The organism is Aeromonas sp. PI_26 (assembly GCF_027854445.1).
In the GTDB taxonomy this organism is placed as follows: domain Bacteria; phylum Pseudomonadota; class Gammaproteobacteria; order Enterobacterales; family Aeromonadaceae; genus Aeromonas; species Aeromonas veronii.
The window spans coordinates 94,447-109,578 of record NZ_JAJNOE010000012.1 but is presented as its reverse complement, the minus strand read 5'-3'; the positions used below and the strand labels follow the sequence as shown (position 1 = coordinate 109,578).

18 protein-coding genes are annotated in these 15,132 nt (G+C 57.3%); 3 read left to right on the top strand and 15 right to left on the bottom strand.

The annotated features are described in order from the left end of the window. Window positions 1–84: 84 nt before the first annotated feature. From LRL22_RS13915 to LRL22_RS13865, 11 genes are all read right to left on the bottom strand, one after another. A complete protein-coding gene (locus LRL22_RS13915) occupies window positions 85–573 on the bottom strand; it encodes a hypothetical protein (protein ID WP_270905616.1) in 489 nt (162 codons plus the stop codon). An 84-nt stretch (window positions 574–657) separates the two neighbouring features. Then, a complete protein-coding gene (locus LRL22_RS13910) occupies window positions 658–1,395 on the bottom strand; it encodes a hypothetical protein (protein ID WP_270905615.1) in 738 nt (245 codons plus the stop codon). A gap of 596 nt (window positions 1,396–1,991) precedes the next feature. Further along, complete coding sequence (locus tag LRL22_RS13905) at window positions 1,992–3,629, bottom strand: methyl-accepting chemotaxis protein (protein WP_270905614.1); 1,638 nt, start codon at window positions 3,627–3,629, stop codon at window positions 1,992–1,994. Between the two features lie 276 nt (window positions 3,630–3,905). Continuing rightward, complete coding sequence (locus LRL22_RS13900) at window positions 3,906–4,766, bottom strand: TIGR03899 family protein (RefSeq protein WP_270905613.1); 861 nt, start codon at window positions 4,764–4,766, stop codon at window positions 3,906–3,908. A gap of 104 nt (window positions 4,767–4,870) precedes the next feature. Continuing rightward, window positions 4,871–5,344 (bottom strand): DUF3299 domain-containing protein, encoded by a 474-nt coding sequence (locus tag LRL22_RS13895; RefSeq protein ID WP_026034852.1) that lies wholly within the window; start codon window positions 5,342–5,344, stop codon window positions 4,871–4,873. 30 nt (window positions 5,345–5,374) lie between these two features. Beyond that, window positions 5,375–6,622: an ABC transporter permease gene (locus LRL22_RS13890; protein ID WP_043821722.1), complete on the bottom strand. Its 1,248-nt coding sequence runs from the start codon at window positions 6,620–6,622 to the stop codon at window positions 5,375–5,377. Continuing rightward, window positions 6,616–7,305, bottom strand: coding sequence for an ABC transporter ATP-binding protein (locus LRL22_RS13885; RefSeq protein ID WP_270905612.1), 690 nt, complete (start codon window positions 7,303–7,305; stop codon window positions 6,616–6,618). The genes LRL22_RS13890 and LRL22_RS13885 overlap by 7 nt, the downstream gene beginning before the upstream one ends. A 4-nt stretch (window positions 7,306–7,309) precedes the next feature. After that, complete coding sequence (locus LRL22_RS13880) at window positions 7,310–7,906, bottom strand: DUF2796 domain-containing protein (RefSeq protein WP_270905611.1); 597 nt, start codon at window positions 7,904–7,906, stop codon at window positions 7,310–7,312. Between the two features lie 32 nt (window positions 7,907–7,938). Further along, window positions 7,939–8,238 carry a DUF2607 family protein gene (locus tag LRL22_RS13875; protein ID WP_204478166.1) on the bottom strand — a complete coding sequence of 100 codons (300 nt, stop codon included), beginning with the start codon at window positions 8,236–8,238 and terminating at the stop codon, window positions 7,939–7,941. Window positions 8,239–8,282: 44 nt separating this feature from the next. Next, window positions 8,283–8,825, bottom strand: a complete 543-nt coding sequence (locus tag LRL22_RS13870) for a YtfJ family protein (RefSeq protein WP_270905610.1) — start codon at window positions 8,823–8,825, stop codon at window positions 8,283–8,285. 220 nt (window positions 8,826–9,045) lie between these two features. After that, complete coding sequence (locus LRL22_RS13865; protein ID WP_270905609.1) at window positions 9,046–9,936, bottom strand: hypothetical protein; 891 nt, start codon at window positions 9,934–9,936, stop codon at window positions 9,046–9,048. A gap of 139 nt (window positions 9,937–10,075) precedes the next feature. On the opposite strand from LRL22_RS13865, the gene LRL22_RS13860 reads away from it, so the two are divergent. After that, a complete protein-coding gene (locus tag LRL22_RS13860) occupies window positions 10,076–10,423 on the top strand; it encodes a hypothetical protein (protein ID WP_270905608.1) in 348 nt (115 codons plus the stop codon). Window positions 10,424–10,449: 26 nt separating this feature from the next. On the opposite strand, the gene ppa is transcribed toward LRL22_RS13860, so the two are convergent. The 3 genes from ppa to LRL22_RS13845 all read right to left on the bottom strand — a co-directional run bounded on the left by ppa (window position 10,450) and on the right by LRL22_RS13845 (window position 13,768). Then, entirely contained in the window at window positions 10,450–10,980 is a 531-nt protein-coding gene (gene ppa / locus LRL22_RS13855; protein ID WP_270905607.1) for an inorganic diphosphatase, read from the bottom strand. Window positions 10,981–11,196: 216 nt separating this feature from the next. Continuing rightward, window positions 11,197–12,777, bottom strand: a complete 1,581-nt coding sequence (locus tag LRL22_RS13850) for a DUF3369 domain-containing protein (RefSeq protein WP_270905606.1) — start codon at window positions 12,775–12,777, stop codon at window positions 11,197–11,199. Between the two features lie 109 nt (window positions 12,778–12,886). Next, window positions 12,887–13,768, bottom strand: coding sequence for a LysR family transcriptional regulator (locus LRL22_RS13845; protein WP_064335475.1), 882 nt, complete (start codon window positions 13,766–13,768; stop codon window positions 12,887–12,889). Between the two features lie 158 nt (window positions 13,769–13,926). Between LRL22_RS13845 and LRL22_RS13840 the strand changes: the two genes are divergently transcribed. Both LRL22_RS13840 and LRL22_RS13835 read left to right on the top strand, forming a co-directional pair. Next, window positions 13,927–14,313, top strand: a complete 387-nt coding sequence (locus LRL22_RS13840) for a DMT family transporter (protein WP_005335660.1) — start codon at window positions 13,927–13,929, stop codon at window positions 14,311–14,313. Beyond that, window positions 14,310–14,630 carry an SMR family transporter gene (locus LRL22_RS13835; protein WP_005335659.1) on the top strand — a complete coding sequence of 107 codons (321 nt, stop codon included), beginning with the start codon at window positions 14,310–14,312 and terminating at the stop codon, window positions 14,628–14,630. The genes LRL22_RS13840 and LRL22_RS13835 overlap by 4 nt, the downstream gene beginning before the upstream one ends. 78 nt (window positions 14,631–14,708) lie before the next feature. Here the strand turns inward: LRL22_RS13835 and gloA2 are convergent, their stop codons facing one another. Further along, window positions 14,709–15,110 (bottom strand): SMU1112c/YaeR family gloxylase I-like metalloprotein, encoded by a 402-nt coding sequence (gene gloA2 / locus LRL22_RS13830; RefSeq protein ID WP_270905605.1) that lies wholly within the window; start codon window positions 15,108–15,110, stop codon window positions 14,709–14,711. Window positions 15,111–15,132: the final 22 nt, after the last annotated feature.

Sequence of the window (15,132 nt, the reverse complement as noted above, 5' to 3'; positions counted from 1 at the left end):
TATACGATAATTTATTTTTAGGCTAATGCCACATTAAGGTATTAGCGACACATAGTAAAAATCACACGTGTTATGCATCACTTTTTAAACTGTTTGTGAGCCGTTTACACGCTCGAAGCTGAGTTCTTCATGACGGACGGTTTCTTGACGGCTTCTATAAGCCCAAGAACCTGTTAACTTTTTGCCACGTTCTTCAATTTTAAATAGTCCTGATACAAACGATAAAGATGCATTAGATGTACTTCTCATTTTTATAATCAAGAACCCTTCCCAAGTTTCGCCATCAATGGTTAAGTGTTGAATATAATCGTTATCGCTATGTTCCACTCGCATAGAGCCCAAACCATAAATTCTATGAGCACTCTGGTTTAGGTCTAGCTGACATGAATATGTGACTCCATTATAATATTGGATATTATATTTCCACGTTCCTTTTAAATCTATGCCTTTGTAAATACGCTCTTGATACCAAGGGATAAATGCCTTTTTTACCATTAAGCTAAATAGCCATAAAATGACAGTTGTTAGGATGCCAGAGATAGCACCCCAAAATACTGTTTCAATAACACTCATAACTATACGATGCTCTCTTATTTATCTGACGGCTAATGTTTGCAGCAGGAGCACGATGCTAGAAGCGTTCCTTGTCCGCACTTGTTAAGAGTTTCCACTTTCGTGAGCAATTATTATTTCGCTGTAGAATTTATCAGCAGTAAAGGCGGAGTCATTGACCATGCTTAAAGCCTCGCCGATTGGTACACTATGAGTCTCATAATTTGTAACCCAAGATCCTATAAGAATCATATTCGTGTACTCATCTGGCTTTTCTTCATCAGCAGCGTAATCAATGTGTGCAATACTTGTTCGACTCAATGCTTGGATTAGCGTTTTAATTTGCTCATCAGAGAAACCACGACCAAGGGATGCTGTAAGGCCTGGAGTCTTAAAGCCAGAGGGTCCACCAAGGTATGAGGTTATCGGAATACCATGAGATTTTAGAATATCCTCAATATTTTTTGCTCCTTTGATACCTTGGTTAAGCATAATGCTATAGCCATCCCAGATACCGCCCTCTTCCTTAGGTGTGCTTTCGGCTTCTTCGTGAGGCCGCCTTTTGTCTCGTCCATCTTTTGCAATCAAGTACTCGTGATAATACGAGTCCTCTTGCATTTCTGGTCGGAACCTTGTCTGAAGAAGGAAGATACAAATTAGAAAAACTGGCACGTTGGCTATAGCAGCAATGACGAGCGTGCTTTTCAACCAAATTGGTGTATCGATTGTTATAGCCGCACCTAAGAAGCTTCCGTTTACGATGATCAGCCCGACAAGCCACGCCCCCAATAGTTGTATTGGTTTGGTGATTCGATGAGGTTCGATCTTTGGTTGCTGAGGCATAATTATTTCCGCTTAATGCTCAAAGCTGGTGTACACCTTTTGGCGTCGCCCTGCCTTTACTTGTTAAATTTTGACCATCTCGTATGTTGGGCTAAAAATCGTAAGTTGGTGCTAAATGAAGTGAAGCCCAACGTTTACCGCGAAACGTATCTGCAAATTTGTTTTACCGATCGGCCCGCTCCATGTTTATCCCGCTCTGGTTGAGGTGAGCATGCTCGTCTATCAGGCTTCGCTACGCTCTGCACCAACTTACAAAAACCACGCTACCGCCCCTGAATTACAGCCTCCAGTCTGCTGCTTTTTACCTGCGTTTTGGCACTGACTTGGCTCATGGCTGACTCCTGCGAGAGGTTGCCAAGCGGCTATGTTACCGAACGGGACTTGGGTGAAAAGCGCAAGCGGGCCGTTTCCTGAGCAAGATCAATAAATTAATCATTAATGGGTTTAAATGTGGTCACTCAACCGCTTGGGCCCATTAGCGCAGAGGGAAATCGGACAGTGAAGCGGGAGTGTCGCCCTCTTGCTGGCGGGCATTAAAAAACCCTATGGGCCTGCTGGCCCATAGGGTTTTTCTGCGGTGATTGTTTGTGTAGTGGTTATCTCGCTTGGCGAACCGGCACGGCGCGGGTGGTGGCAACTTCGTAGCGGCTTTGGCTTGTCGGAGCCCCTTTCTGGAACTGGCGTACCAGCCGGTCGAGATCGCTCAACTGGTTTACCAGCTGGGTGATGCCGTGTACGGCGTGCTGGCTGCCAACGCTGGAGTCATCGGCCAGGGTCTTGATGCTGAGCACGTTGCGGTTGATCTCGGCGGTGACGTGGGACTGCTCTTGCACCGCCTGGGCAATCTGGCTACTGCCGGAGGCGACCTGCTGCAGCATATTGTTGATTTGCTGGAGTATGGTGCCGGTCGCGGTGGCCTTCTGCTGGCAACTGTCGGCAAGTTGGCAGCCCTTCTCCATCGCTTGCTCAGCCTCGCCAGAGCTGTTTTGCAGCTCGGTGATCATCTTCTGGATCTCGCTGGTCGAGGATTGGGTCTTGATGGCGAGGGTGCGGATCTCGTCGGCCACTACCGAGAAGCCGCGACCCGCTTCGCCAGCCCGGGCCGCTTCGATGGCGGCGTTGAGGGCCAGCAGGTTGGTCTGGTTGGCGATGTTGTTGATCACATCGAGGATGCCGTCGATATCGCGGCAGTGGCCGACCAGCGCACTGATCACGCTCTTGGAGGTGATAAGTTCACTGTTCATGCCCGCCACGGCAGCCACGGTTTCGGCCACGCTACTGTTGCCGCTCTTGAACAGCACGGCCGTTTCATCCAGCAGGCTGGAGGAGTCAGTCGAGCTTTGTGACACCTCGCGAATGGACTCCGACATTTCGGTCACGGCGGTCGCTACCTGATTGGTTTCGGCCTGCTGCTGTTGCAGGTTGTCGGTGATGGATTCGGCGTTGCGCAGATCCCCCTCGGCGGCTTGCAGGATCTTGCTGCAGGTCTGCTGGGTGCGGGCCAGCACGGCGTTGAACTCGGCCTGATTCATCACCATCGAGAGTTCGATGGCGGCGATATTGTCCACCTTGTTGGTGTAGAGCAGCTGCATCAGCGGATTGTCAAAGCTGCTGCGGGCCATCTTGTTGAGCTTGCCGAGGCGGCGGGAGAGGGCATTCAGGGTGATGGCCGCTATCGCCAGCGGCAGGGCGGCCAGCGCCAGTTGCCAGTTCATGTCGTGGCTGTAGCCCAGGGCAAACATGGCGAGCAGGCTCAGCAGCAGACAGAGGTTGATGGCCAGAGTATGGGAGAAGGTGGGCAACTTGAGCGCCAGCGGCAGCTTGTTGTTGCGAAGGTCGGCATAGACCTTCTCGGCCCGCTGTTTGATCTCCTCGCTCGGGGCGGTGCGCACCGACTGATACTCCACCACCCGGCCGCTGGCATCCTTGATGGGGGTGACAAAGGCGCTGACCCAGTAGTGATCGCCATTCTTGCAGCGATTTTTCACCGGCCCCATCCAGCTCTTGCCATCCCTGATGTGACCCCACAGATCGGCAAAGGCCTGTTTCGGCATGTCAGGATGACGCACCAGATTGTGGTGCTCCCCCTTCAGCTCGTCGAGCGAGAAGCCTGCAATATCGCAGAACTCATCGTTGGCGTAGGTGATGCGGCTCTCCAGATCCGTGGTGGAGATCAGGCTCTGGTGGTCTGGATAGAGACGTTCTCTTTGGGTAACCGGTTGATTGATTCTCATGGCCTTGCTCCCGAGCTGTGGTGGTTAAATTTTGTTCTTCATCAAGACATGTGCAAAGGGCGGGCCAGCTGGCAAAAACTAATGATTGATGTGTTATTAGCGAGGTTTGGAGAGGAAAAACGCGTGGTTGTTTGCAATATGCAACGGGTCTGACGGGGTGTGCCTCTGCGGCATCTGCAATTTGCAACCTATTCTGGTCAAGCCCATAAGCTTGGAGTCAGCAGCTGGATGCGAAGGAGCCACGAACCGACGGGGCATCCGCTGCCCCGCCAGAGATCAGGGGAGAGGGTCGGGAGCGGGTGAGGAGGGGGCGCTGACGAGCTGCATCACTTCAATCTGGATCCCCTGCACCAGCACGGTTTTCAGATCCTGTAGGTACTCCTCCAGCGGCGACTCTTGCAGCAGCTGGGCAAGCTCGTTGCCCACCGGGGTGAGGCGGTAGTAGAGCAGGGTGATGTTGTTCTGCTTGCACTGCAGCCGCCAGCGCTGGTTGCCGAACTCCAGCTCGACCCCATCGGCGGGCAGCGGGCCGGACTCCAGCTCGGCGCGATGCAGCAGCCCCAGCTCAAACAGTTGCAGCAGGGCGTTGTAGGGCAGTCGGTATTTGCCAAGGCCAAGGCGCGTCGCTTTGGCGCGACTCAGCAGGGTGGCCCCCTTGTGCAGCCCCAGCAGCAGCCGCTGCTCGTCGCTGCCGGTGTAGTGGCAGGTCAGTGAACAGACGCGCTGAAACAGCTGGGCCTCGCGCTGGGTCATCTCTTTGAGGGTGGCGAGCGCCCGAATGGAGAAGCGGCCCGGCGTGGCGACTTCCAGTGCGAAGATCCGCCCCCACAGCTGTTGCATCGGCACCATGCTGATATCTTCCGCCAGTTGCAGGAAGCGGGTCAGCCAGTCGCTGTCCATCTCGCCACCGGCCGCGGTCTCTTCGCAGTGGCGGGAGGCCATCACCATGATGGCTTCCAGATTGCGCTGGCGAGCGGCCTGATCCGCCAGATGGCGAAAGGTGGCGCGCTGTTCGAAGGTGCTGTCGCTGTTGCGGGTGAGCATGCCGTCGATACCGCGACTGCGTGCCAGACGCAGGGTCTGCTCCTGGCTGCTCAGGATCGAACTCTCTTTTTTCGGGGGGGGGAGGTCTGCCATGCTGACTCCATTCGCACAGGTTCTGGAGCTGAATGTTACTCCAACCGGGATGCCAAGATAACAAAGCGGCCTCCGTGGAGGCCGCTTTTTTTGCAACGGGAGAATTACTCCTCGTAGACGCTCACCTCGACCGCTTCCATCGAATAGGAGGCGGTGGCCATCTCGTGGCTGGAGCTGACAGTGCGCATCTTGCCCTTCACCCAGATGGCATCCCACAGATCATCCACCGGCGCACCCTTGGGGTAGCTCACATAGATCACCTGATTGGTGGGGGGCGGCGGCACATGGATGCAGGCGCCGAAGTAGGGCACCAGCAGGAAGGCGGTGATCTTCTTGGCATCCCCTTCCAGCGGCACCACAAAGCCCGGAATGCGCACATCCTGGTTGTCCAGCTTCTTGTTCACCCCGCCCACCGGTTGCGGCACCGACATGGGATCTTCGTGATTGACCTGGGGCGGTGGCAGCAGTTTCTCCCCTTCCGGGATGAGCACATCCCAGTCGATGGTCTTGTAATCGGCGGCCAGGGCGGGCAACACCAGCAGGCTGGCGAGCAGCGCCACAATTTTCCACTTCATCATCTGTCCTTCTTTTCTATTTTGGGCGTCTCGCTAGACGCGAATGCTCATGCCATCGCTCAGGCTGTAGCGGTAAGCGCGTGCAGCAGGGAGCAGGCCGATCACCATGCCTGCCAGCCACACGACCCCCAGCAGCTGCCACTCGTAGGTGCTCGGCAGCCCCAGACTCAGTTGCAGGCCATAGTGGCTGAGCAGCCAGGGCGAGGCAAGCCCCTGCCCCAGATAGAGCACTGCGACCCCGAGAGCGATGCCGACCGTGGTCAGCGCCATCGCTTCCAGCGCCAGCAGCAGGAACAGATGGGCAGGGCCCGCACCGAGGGATCGCAATATGGCGAGCTCCCGGCGTCGCTCGTTAAGCCCCGCCAGCAGGGTAGTCAGCATGCCGATAAGGCCCGCTACCACCACAAACCCGGCGATGACCGAGAGGGCCGTTTCCGCCACGCTCATCAGGCTCCACAGCTCCTGCAGGGCGGCCCCCGGCAGGATCGCCATCAGCGGCTCTTTGGGATAGGTGTTGACGCTGCGTTGCAGTTGGAACGCCAGGATCCGGTTGCTCAGTCCCACCATAAAGGCGGTGATGGTTTTCGGGGTGAGATCCTGCGCCAGCGCCTGCTCCGGCGTCACGTTCTTGCTGTGGCGGCCGGTATCCCAGCCCAGATGGATCGCCTCTATCCCCGCCAGCGGCACATGGATGGTGCGATCAATGGGCGTGCCGGTCGGCGCCAGAATACCCACCACCTTGAACGGCAGATTGTCGTGCTGGCTGAACGAGGTGTTGCCAGCACCGTGGGCGATGACGATGGATTGGTCGAGGTGATAGCCGAGCTTCTCGGCCACCTGGGCACCGAGTACCGCTTCAAACGGCGTGTCGAATGGCCTCCCTTCCCGCAATTGCAGCGACTGTTGCTGACCGTACTTCAGGTGGGTGAAGTAGTCGCCATTGGTGCCGAGCACCCGAAATCCCTTGTGGGAGTCACCAAGGGAAAGCGGGATGGTCCAGGCGACGCCCGGTTTCTGTTTGATGGCCTGATAGGAGTCCCACCCCACATTGTTGGTGGGGTTGCCGATGCGAAACACCGAGTAGAGCAGCAGGTTCACCTGGCCGGAGCGGGCACCGACGATGAGATCGGTTCCCGAGACGGTGTTGGAGAAGCTTTCGCGGGCCTGAGTACGCACCCGCTCCACACCGAGCAGCAGGGTGACGCTGATGGCGACGGCCAGCAGGGTGAGCCCGGCGGTAAGGCGGCGGGCCCAGAGACTTTGCAGGGCGAGCTTTAGCATGATGCCCTCCGGTTGAGCTGTCGCAGGTTTTCTACCCGCGGGAACAGGGGTTCGAGATAAGGGTCGTGACTGACGAAGATCAGAGTCGAGCCCTGCTTGTCGCACTCCTCGAACAACAGCTTGATAAAGGCCGCCCGGTTGTCGGTATCGAGGGCCGAGGTGGGCTCGTCGGCGATCACCAGTGGCGGCGAGCCAATCAGCGCCCGTGCGGCAGCAACCCGCTGCTGCTGGCCGATGCTGAGAGCGTGCACTGGGCGATGCAGTGCGTCATCCGGCAGTTGCAGCTCCGCCAGCAGACGGCGCGCCTCCTGCTCCGGACTCCCTTGCAGGCGGGCCCGTTTGGCGGGCGAAAAGGTGAGGGCAGCAGTCACGTTGTCCTGCACCGAGAGAAAGGGCAGCAGATTGAACTGCTGGAAGATATAACCCAGATTGGCCGCCCGGAAGTGGTCACGTGCACGGCCAGAGAGCCGGGCCAATGGTTGGCCCAGCACCTCCAGGGTGCCGTGGTTGGCGGTCTGGATCCCGGCCAGCAACCCGAGCAGGGTCGATTTGCCGGAGCCCGACGGGCCCTTGATAAAGACCCGCTCACCCTTGCGGATGGTGAGGGCGGGCAGATCGAGTACAGCGTCGCCACCTGGCCAGGCAAAGGCCAGATCGCGGATCTCAACCACGGCTTTTTTCATGGCGTTACCAGCTCAGCTTGTTGGCGGACGGGGTCAGCTCGCCAGCGGTCTGGCCAGTGGGCAGGATCCCCTGCACGCTCAGCTTCTCAAGGCTCGGATAGACGCTGAACAGGGTCGCCTCGAGGCCGGTCAGTTTGGTCGGCGTGGCGCAGGTGTAGGTGTACATGGCGCCCAGATCGGCGTGCCCCGTTTCGTCATGATCATGGTGGTCTTCATGTTTGTCGCTGGCAGCCTTGTCATGGTCATGGTCATGGTCATGGTCATGGTCGTGATCATGCTCTTCTTTGGCGGCCTGCAGCTCCTGCTGGGTCAGTTTGCAGCCAGCCGCCGGGTCGAAGCGGAACAGGGCATCAGGCTGCTGGAGGCGGGCGATGGCTTTGGCGTATTGCGCCTTCTCTTCATCGCTCTTGGCGGCGTGCTCGAAGCCCACCAGATCGGCTGCGGGTGCCTGCAGCTCGATCATCAATTGGTCGCCATCGACCACCAGATTGAGGTGGCCGTGGCCATGCTCGTGGGCGCCGTGGCTGTGGCTCTCGTGTTCGTCGTGATTTGCGTGTGCGCCAAAGGCCGCTGCGGCCAGCAACAGAGTAACTGCTTTCATCTTTAATCCTTTTTTCAAAACAAATAGTGAACTTAAACAAAGGGATAGATAAAAACAGAGGCGGGCGGCGCACGGATGGCATAGCTGTGAAGCGTGGTTGTATCCGCCGAGCGTTGCATGGTTGCAACAGCGGGCAGGACAGAGGTCGAACCGGGGAAACAATAGGGGGTAGCGGTGATGACCTGTTTGCCATCAAGATGGAGGGCGCAGACCAGGCAGTGATGGTCGTCGTGGCCGGGCAGGGCAGATTCAAACTGGTGCCGGGCAAGGGCAGGTTGCAGCCATAACCAGCCCAGCAGCAAGATCCAGATTTTCAGCTTGATACGACCCATAGACCCTTATGGAAAGGGCGCCATCAGCGCCCTTTCTCTCTGACTTAGAGATGGGACTTGATGAGCCCCATCACGGTAGCAATGTTGTTGGCATCGAGCTGGCCATCTTTGGCAAACAGCACTTTGCCCTCTTTATTCAGCAGGATGATCGCCGAGCTTTCCGGCGTCAGATCCCAGGCGTTGCGCGCCATACCCTTGGCATCCAGCACCATGGCGGACCAGGGGAACTCTTTCTTGCTGTCCTCGGCACTGCTCTTCACGAAGCCGGAGGTGCCCCAGATGGCGTCATTGCTGTTGATGACGGTAACGGTCTGGTACTTGTCTTGCGGCAGTTTGGCGGCCTTGATCGCCTCGATCATCGGGGCATTCAGCTCCTTGGCACTGGAGCGACCGGCAATATGCTGGATCAGAAACACCTTGCCGGTGAGCGAGGTGCTCTGCCACGGCTGGTAACCGATATCCTTGCCATTCAGTACCAGCTCACCCTTGTCGCTGACATTGACCAGCGGCACCGGGTTGCCATCCTTGAAGTTGTGAGCAAAGACCAGAGATGGCAGCAGCGCCAAAGTAAGTACGAGATGTTTCATCCTGATGACACTCCATTTGTTATGTTATAACGAGTTTCGGATTGAGGGAATGGGCGAGCTTCATCCTAAACTGATCGGATCTGTTTAAAAAGTGTTAAATAAGATCGCAATTCAGAAGCGTCGGCGCCCCGCCAGCCAGGTGGTTGGCTGGCAAGGGCGGCTAGGATGGCATGACATCGATAAAAATCAATGAATTGGCTGCTGGTCTGAGCTGTCTGCGTCAGTAGAGCGACTCACTGATGAGGGGGATCTTGGCCATGGTCATCTGCTGGGCCAGCAGGGACGAGCCGGTCAGCAGCACATGGCGCTGATTGTTGATCACCACAACATCACCGGGTACGCCACTGTCTGCCGTAATGGCCAGCCAGGCAGGGGAGACGCTGCCGATGCTGATATCCGGATAGATGATGCTGAGCACATATTGCGGCGCCAGCTCCGCAAGCAGACTGGCCATCAGCAGCGCCTTCTCATCGCTGTCGGCCTTGTTATCCTGCAACGCCTGCAGCGGCGGCGCGAAGTGATCCAGCTGCTCCGGCTGGGTGGGGATGGCGTTTAGCCACTCCTGCATCAAGCTGACGCTGGTAGCGAGATCCTTGGCCGCAAACTGCTGTGCCAGCGGCTTGAGCTGACCCTTGAAGTGGTAGAAGAGCTGGGAGTAATCGGGGCGTACACAAGGCAGTTTGCGATTGGCCGGATGGACGCAGGGTACCACTCTCATCTGGTAGAAGGCATCCTCCTGATACTGCTGGTAGGCTTGCCAGAACAGCATCGACTCCATGCTGTCGTCCCGCAGGGTGAAGGCCTGCTCCAGATTGCGAAACTTGGTAGCGGTTTCTGGGCTGCTCTGATTGATCAGGTTGATGCTGTTGTAGAGCCGTGGGCTGATGTAGGCGTAGAGGGTCTCCAGCGGATTGGTGAGGGAAGCCTTTAGCAGGCTCATCTCGTGGCGACTGGCGGCCATCACCTGATCGTCGGTGGTCAGCTGGAAGTGCTTGCGCTGGCCATCGGTGGATTGCCACTGCCAGCTCATGTTGATTTCGCTGGCGTTGCTTGTAGCACCAAGAGTGGTGCAGAGAGTGAGGCTGAGCAACAGCGCGGGGGTCAGCTTCATGGTGGTACTTCCTGCCGTGGACGATAATTAACAACTAGGTGAGCCGGCACCACTTTGGTGATGTTTCGTTTTGTGATCTGGATAACAGATTGATGTGACTTTTAATTTAATTGTGAAATTAAGTCACTCTGGAGGGGTTATGAAGCCTTGGATCATAGTGCTGTTTGGGCTGCTCAGCCTGCCAGCCATGGCGGGTCAGGTGATCGTCAACAAGGGGATGTCCATTGCGGATACCTTTGCCCTACGCGATCAGTTGGCGCGCGAACACGAATGGCAGGAGTGGCTGCGCTACCAGCAGGCCATCAAGTGGCTGGAGGTGTTGCCGGTCAACTGTGAACTGATGAGCCAGCCGGGCGGTGGCTATCGCTGTGGCGATGATTACTATCGTCCCTACCAGAAAGATGGTCGTGAAATATACATTCAGGGCAATCCTAGCGGAGATGCGGCCGGTAAGCTGCCGCAAACACCGACAAAAAAGGCGCCATAAGGCGCCTTTCTCATTCCGGGGGACGCTTACTTGGCAGCGTAACGCTCGGCAGAGGTCTTGATCTCGGCTTCGGCAGCAGCCTTGTCGCCCCAGCCTTCCACCTTGACCCATTTGCCCGCTTCCAGCTCTTTGTAGCGCTCGAAGAAGTGCTGGATCTGGGCTTTCAGCAGTTCCGGCAGATCGTGCACATCCTGGATGTGGTCGTACTGCTTGGTCAGCTTGGAGTGCGGTACAGCAACGATCTTGGCATCTTCGCCAGATTCGTCGGTCATCTTCAGCACGCCAACCGGACGGCAGCGAATGACGGAACCGGCCAGCAGCGGGTAGGGGGTCGGAACCAGTACGTCGACGGGGTCACCATCCAGAGAGAGGGTCGCGTTCACGTAGCCGTAGTTGCACGGATAGAACATCGGGGTAGACATGAAGCGATCGACGAAAATAGCGCCGCTGTCTTTGTCGACTTCGTATTTGATCGGGTCGGCATTCTGCGGGATTTCGATGATGACATAGATATCGTCGGGCAGGCTCTTGCCGGCCGGTACCAGGTTCAGGCTCATGATATTTCCTTCGTTGTTAGTATCAGGATTGCAGGCCGATATTATAGCGATGTGATGTTAAATGACCATATTTCAGCGGATATCGCAGCCAAAGAAGGGTGATGTTTCCGGTTTGCGGCGCGTTGATGCGTGCAGGATGCAACAAAACAGCTGTTTTGATGCCTTGCCGGTGACCTTGGTCATCGGCAAGGGATGTTGAGTTGCAAGTGCAGAGAGTCAGAGCGAGTAGGGGAGTCTCGACTCGTTGACCAGTCGCGACAGTGCTGTTACGACATGAGGATCAAACTGGGTGCCGGAGCGGGACTGGATATACTCCATGGTCTGCGCCAGCGTCCAGGGCTCCTTGTAGGGGCGTTTGCTGAGCAGGGCATCGAATACATCGACCACCGCCACTATCCTCGCCGACAGCGGGATCTGCTGGCCAGTCAGCTGCAGCGGGTAGCCCTTGCCATCGAAGTGCTCGTGGTGGCCCCGAGCGATTTCGGCGCCGAGAGAGAGGTAGCTGGTGCCCTCCACCATCTCGCCCGCCTTGTGCAAGATATTGGCGCCGATTCCTGCGTGCTGCTCCATGATGGCCCGCTCTTCCGGGTCGAAACGGCCGGGCTTGTGCAGGATATGATCCGGGGTGCCCACTTTGCCCACATCGTGCAGGATGGAGGCCATGCCGATCATCTCGACAAACTCCGGGGTCAGCTGTTCGGGATAGGCTGTCATCTGCTTCAATTCGGCCACGATGGCATCCGAGAGTTTCTGCACCCGCAAGACATGCTCGCCGGTGTCGGAGTCGCGAAACTCCGCCAGCGCCGCCAGCGCCACCACGGTGGCCTCCTGGGCGCGCAGCAACTGGTTGTAGAGATAGAGATTGTCATAGGCCGCCGAGATGCGCTGACAGAAGACATCCAGCAGATCGCATTCGAGGGGATCGAGGGGCTGGGTCGGGGTAAAACTCAGCACGAACTCGCGACCATTCTGGGCGGCGATATAGAGGGAGTCCTGTGGGTGTTCAAAGCGGTTGCAGCGCGCCTCCAGTGCCTTCATTACCGAGTCATTGAGGGGGGGAAAGTCGGTGATCTTGCCATCATCCAGCAGAGTCTCGTAGTCGCCGGTGGCGGCGAGGATCTCCAGCCCCTGTTCGCCGGGACGGCGCTCGGCGCAGATAGCCCCTTCGGTGCCCACATCGAGAATGGCGCTGATCTGTTTCAGCACGCCGGAGGCAAACTCCTTGAGTGAATGAAGATGGTAGAGATCGCCTGCCCCTTCGAGAATTTTGCCGAGCCCCTGACGGCTCTTGTCGATGGCACTGAGGGTTTCGTATGAACGCAAGGATGCGATGACGGTGGTATAGAGCTTTTGTACCGTCAGCTCGGTCTTGGTCTTGTAGTCATTGATGTCGTAATCGAGGATCACCCGCTGCTCTGGGGCCTGACCGGGCTGGCCGGTACGCAGCACGATCCGCACCAGCGAGTTGTGCATTTCGTTGCGAATCCGGTGCACCAGCCGCAGACCTGCATCTTCGGTCTCCATCACAACATCGAGCAGGATCAGGGCAATCCTGGGATTGGCCTCCAGCATGCGGCTAGCTTCGGCGCCGCTGTAGGCATTGAGCAGCTCCAGCGGGCGGGATTTGTAGTGAATGTTGGAGAGGGCCAGGCGGGTGGCATGATGGATATCCGGCTCATCATCCACGATCAGCACTTGCCATGGGTTGAGTGCCTTGGTGACCACGACCTCCTCATCATCGAGTTCGATGATGTCGTCGTCCAGCAAGATATCGTCCTTGTCTTGGGCACTGCTCATATCGGTTACGCCTCCGGCGCTCAATGAGTATGTGAACAGTATGCACGATCACATCCGCTCGGATCATCAGGATAAGCAGATATCGTGAGCTGGCTCCGCCTCTTTATCGCTACTCGAAAGGTTCCAGATATCCCTGGATCGACTTCTTCAACCAGGCCAACACCTTGCCGTGATAGGCGTTTTCCGCCAGATAGACCCCGTAATCCCGCCACTGCAGGCTGAACTTGTGTTTCAGGGTCAGCAGGGAGCCTTGTCGCAGCTGGCTCTGGATCAGTGGCGAGGGGAGCACCGCCCAGCCCAGTCCGTCCAGCACCGCATTGCGCATCAACTCGAAGCTGGAGAGGCCGATATGCTGGCCTCCCACAGGTAGCAGGCTTTTTACTGAAAATTCATCTACATACGAGAGGGTAACCTGGGTGTGATCGGTCAGATCCTGCTGTTTGACCCGCTTCAGTCCGGCCAGCGGATGGCTGGGGGCCACCACCATCAGGGTGCGGATCGGGTTGAGCACGTCGATATTGAGGCCGCTGCGCTCCTGATCTTCGGTAATAAGGCCAAAAGCGGCATCGACGAATCCCTCTTCCACCAGCGCTGGCAGTTCGGGTGGGGAGGCGAGCACCAGCGAGATACTGGTGCCGGGAAACTGGCTGTGCAAGGCGGTCAGCATCTCGCGCCATACCGGTTCGGGAATCGCGTCATCGCGGGCGACCCGTAGCGCTACTTCGGCCCCCGAGGCGTAATGTTTACACTTCTGCTGCAGGCTGTTGGCTGCCTGCAGCAGGCGAGTGCAATCATCAAGCACCAGCTCGCCTATTTCGGTCAGCCGACTCTGATTGGCACCTCGTTCAAAAAGTTCGACGCCAAGCTCAACTTCCAGCGCCGCGATGGCGGTGCTGACGGCGCTGCGGCTTTTGCCGAGGCGACGGGCGGTGTTGGCAATAGAGCCGCTATTGGCTGACTCTACAAAGAGTTCTATCTGATATAGCTTCATCTTTTACAGGCCATGGCAGAGTTTTTCACCATCACCTTAGCGTGCCAAACCAAGGCAAGGCAAACCTATGGCGTCGGAATAATCGACGCTGAGCGATTGTCGCGAGTTGCTTCTCCCTGTTTACCATCTCTCCCGTCGAAGCAACAAAGGCACCTTATATGTTATTAAGTCGTATGTTTCTGGCCCGGCTGTTTTTGACCGGCGCCATCGTGACCGAGGTCGCCGGTACCTCCAGCATGGCCATGATCCCCGAGCAGGGAGCTGGCTGGATGAATTACATCCCTATGTGGCTGTTGATCGGTTTCTCGTACTGGTTGCTGGCGAAAGCCGCCAAAACAATCTCCATTGGTATTGCGTTTGCGCTCTGGGAGGGGCTCGGGATCACCTTGATCACCATAGTGTCGGTCATGTTCCTTGGTTACGATGTGACCGTTCAGGAGCTGATTGGCCTGGCTCTCGCGATAGTGGGGATTGTTATGGTGACCATGGGGGAGACCCATGATGAGCCCGCAGACAAGTCAGTAGAAGCGGAGGCCACAGCATGAGTCCGTTTGTGATTGTACTGGGTGCCGCACTGATCGATATCGGCGCCAACATGGCCATCAACCGCTCCAAGGGTTTTCGTTACAAGGGGTGGGGATTCCTGGGGATCATGCTGGTACTCGGCGCCTTTACCCTGCTCTCGGAAGCGGTAAGTGGCGGCCAGATTGACCTGGCTGTTGCCTACGCCACCTGGGGGGCTATCGGCATCGTCGGTACGGCGCTGGGCGGTTTGCTCTTCTTCGGTGAGCGGCTCAAGCCCATCGGTTGGGCTGGCATGATGGTGATGGCGCTGGCTGTCGTTATGCTGACTACCGCTTGATGACCTGAAGCAATAAGAAAAGCCGCCCGGTAGCAACCGGGCGGCTTTTGTTTGGCTGATTGCTTGGTCGATGCAGGCTCAGCGCGGCGCTTCGTAGAGCTCCAGCGGCAGGCCGTCTGGGTCGGCGAAGAAGGTAAAGCGCTTGTCGGTCAGCTCGTCCACCCGCACCGGCTCTACCTCGACCCGATGGGCTCGCAGGTGGGCGATGACCCGGTCAAGGTCGCTGACCCGAAAGGCGAGATGGCGCAGGCCGCACGCCTCGGGGCGGGAGGGGCGCTCGGGAGGCGAGGGGAAGCTGAACAGCTCCAGCTGGCTGCCGTCCGGCAGGGCCAGATCCAGTTTCCACGACTGGCGTGCCTCGCGCAGGGTCTCGGCGATAATGGGTAGCCCCAGCACCTCGTGGTAGAAGTGGCGCGAGCGTGGGTAATCGCTGGCGATGATGGCCACATGGTGGATGGCGTCAAACAGCGGAAAGGTCATGGTGTTTCCTTCTCTGCAGCAT

Bases quoted from the DNA above. Each gene is read 5' to 3' on its own strand.
- LRL22_RS13915 (WP_270905616.1), bottom strand. From the start codon at position 573: ATGAGTGTTATTGAAACAGTATTTTGGGGTGCTATCTCTGGCATCCTA.
- LRL22_RS13910 (WP_270905615.1), bottom strand. From the start codon at position 1,395: ATGCCTCAGCAACCAAAGATCGAACCTCATCGAATCACCAAACCAATA.
- LRL22_RS13905 (WP_270905614.1), bottom strand. From the start codon at position 3,629: ATGAGAATCAATCAACCGGTTACCCAAAGAGAACGTCTCTATCCAGAC.
- LRL22_RS13900 (WP_270905613.1), bottom strand. From the start codon at position 4,766: ATGGCAGACCTCCCCCCCCCGAAAAAAGAGAGTTCGATCCTGAGCAGC.
- LRL22_RS13895 (WP_026034852.1), bottom strand. From the start codon at position 5,344: ATGATGAAGTGGAAAATTGTGGCGCTGCTCGCCAGCCTGCTGGTGTTG.
- LRL22_RS13890 (WP_043821722.1), bottom strand. From the start codon at position 6,622: ATGCTAAAGCTCGCCCTGCAAAGTCTCTGGGCCCGCCGCCTTACCGCC.
- LRL22_RS13885 (WP_270905612.1), bottom strand. From the start codon at position 7,305: ATGAAAAAAGCCGTGGTTGAGATCCGCGATCTGGCCTTTGCCTGGCCA.
- LRL22_RS13880 (WP_270905611.1), bottom strand. From the start codon at position 7,906: ATGAAAGCAGTTACTCTGTTGCTGGCCGCAGCGGCCTTTGGCGCACAC.
- LRL22_RS13875 (WP_204478166.1), bottom strand. From the start codon at position 8,238: ATGGGTCGTATCAAGCTGAAAATCTGGATCTTGCTGCTGGGCTGGTTA.
- LRL22_RS13870 (WP_270905610.1), bottom strand. From the start codon at position 8,825: ATGAAACATCTCGTACTTACTTTGGCGCTGCTGCCATCTCTGGTCTTT.
- LRL22_RS13865 (WP_270905609.1), bottom strand. From the start codon at position 9,936: ATGAAGCTGACCCCCGCGCTGTTGCTCAGCCTCACTCTCTGCACCACT.
- LRL22_RS13860 (WP_270905608.1), top strand. From the start codon at position 10,076: ATGAAGCCTTGGATCATAGTGCTGTTTGGGCTGCTCAGCCTGCCAGCC.
- ppa (WP_270905607.1), bottom strand. From the start codon at position 10,980: ATGAGCCTGAACCTGGTACCGGCCGGCAAGAGCCTGCCCGACGATATC.
- LRL22_RS13850 (WP_270905606.1), bottom strand. From the start codon at position 12,777: ATGAGCAGTGCCCAAGACAAGGACGATATCTTGCTGGACGACGACATC.
- LRL22_RS13845 (WP_064335475.1), bottom strand. From the start codon at position 13,768: ATGAAGCTATATCAGATAGAACTCTTTGTAGAGTCAGCCAATAGCGGC.
- LRL22_RS13840 (WP_005335660.1), top strand. From the start codon at position 13,927: ATGTTATTAAGTCGTATGTTTCTGGCCCGGCTGTTTTTGACCGGCGCC.
- LRL22_RS13835 (WP_005335659.1), top strand. From the start codon at position 14,310: ATGAGTCCGTTTGTGATTGTACTGGGTGCCGCACTGATCGATATCGGC.
- gloA2 (WP_270905605.1), bottom strand. From the start codon at position 15,110: ATGACCTTTCCGCTGTTTGACGCCATCCACCATGTGGCCATCATCGCC.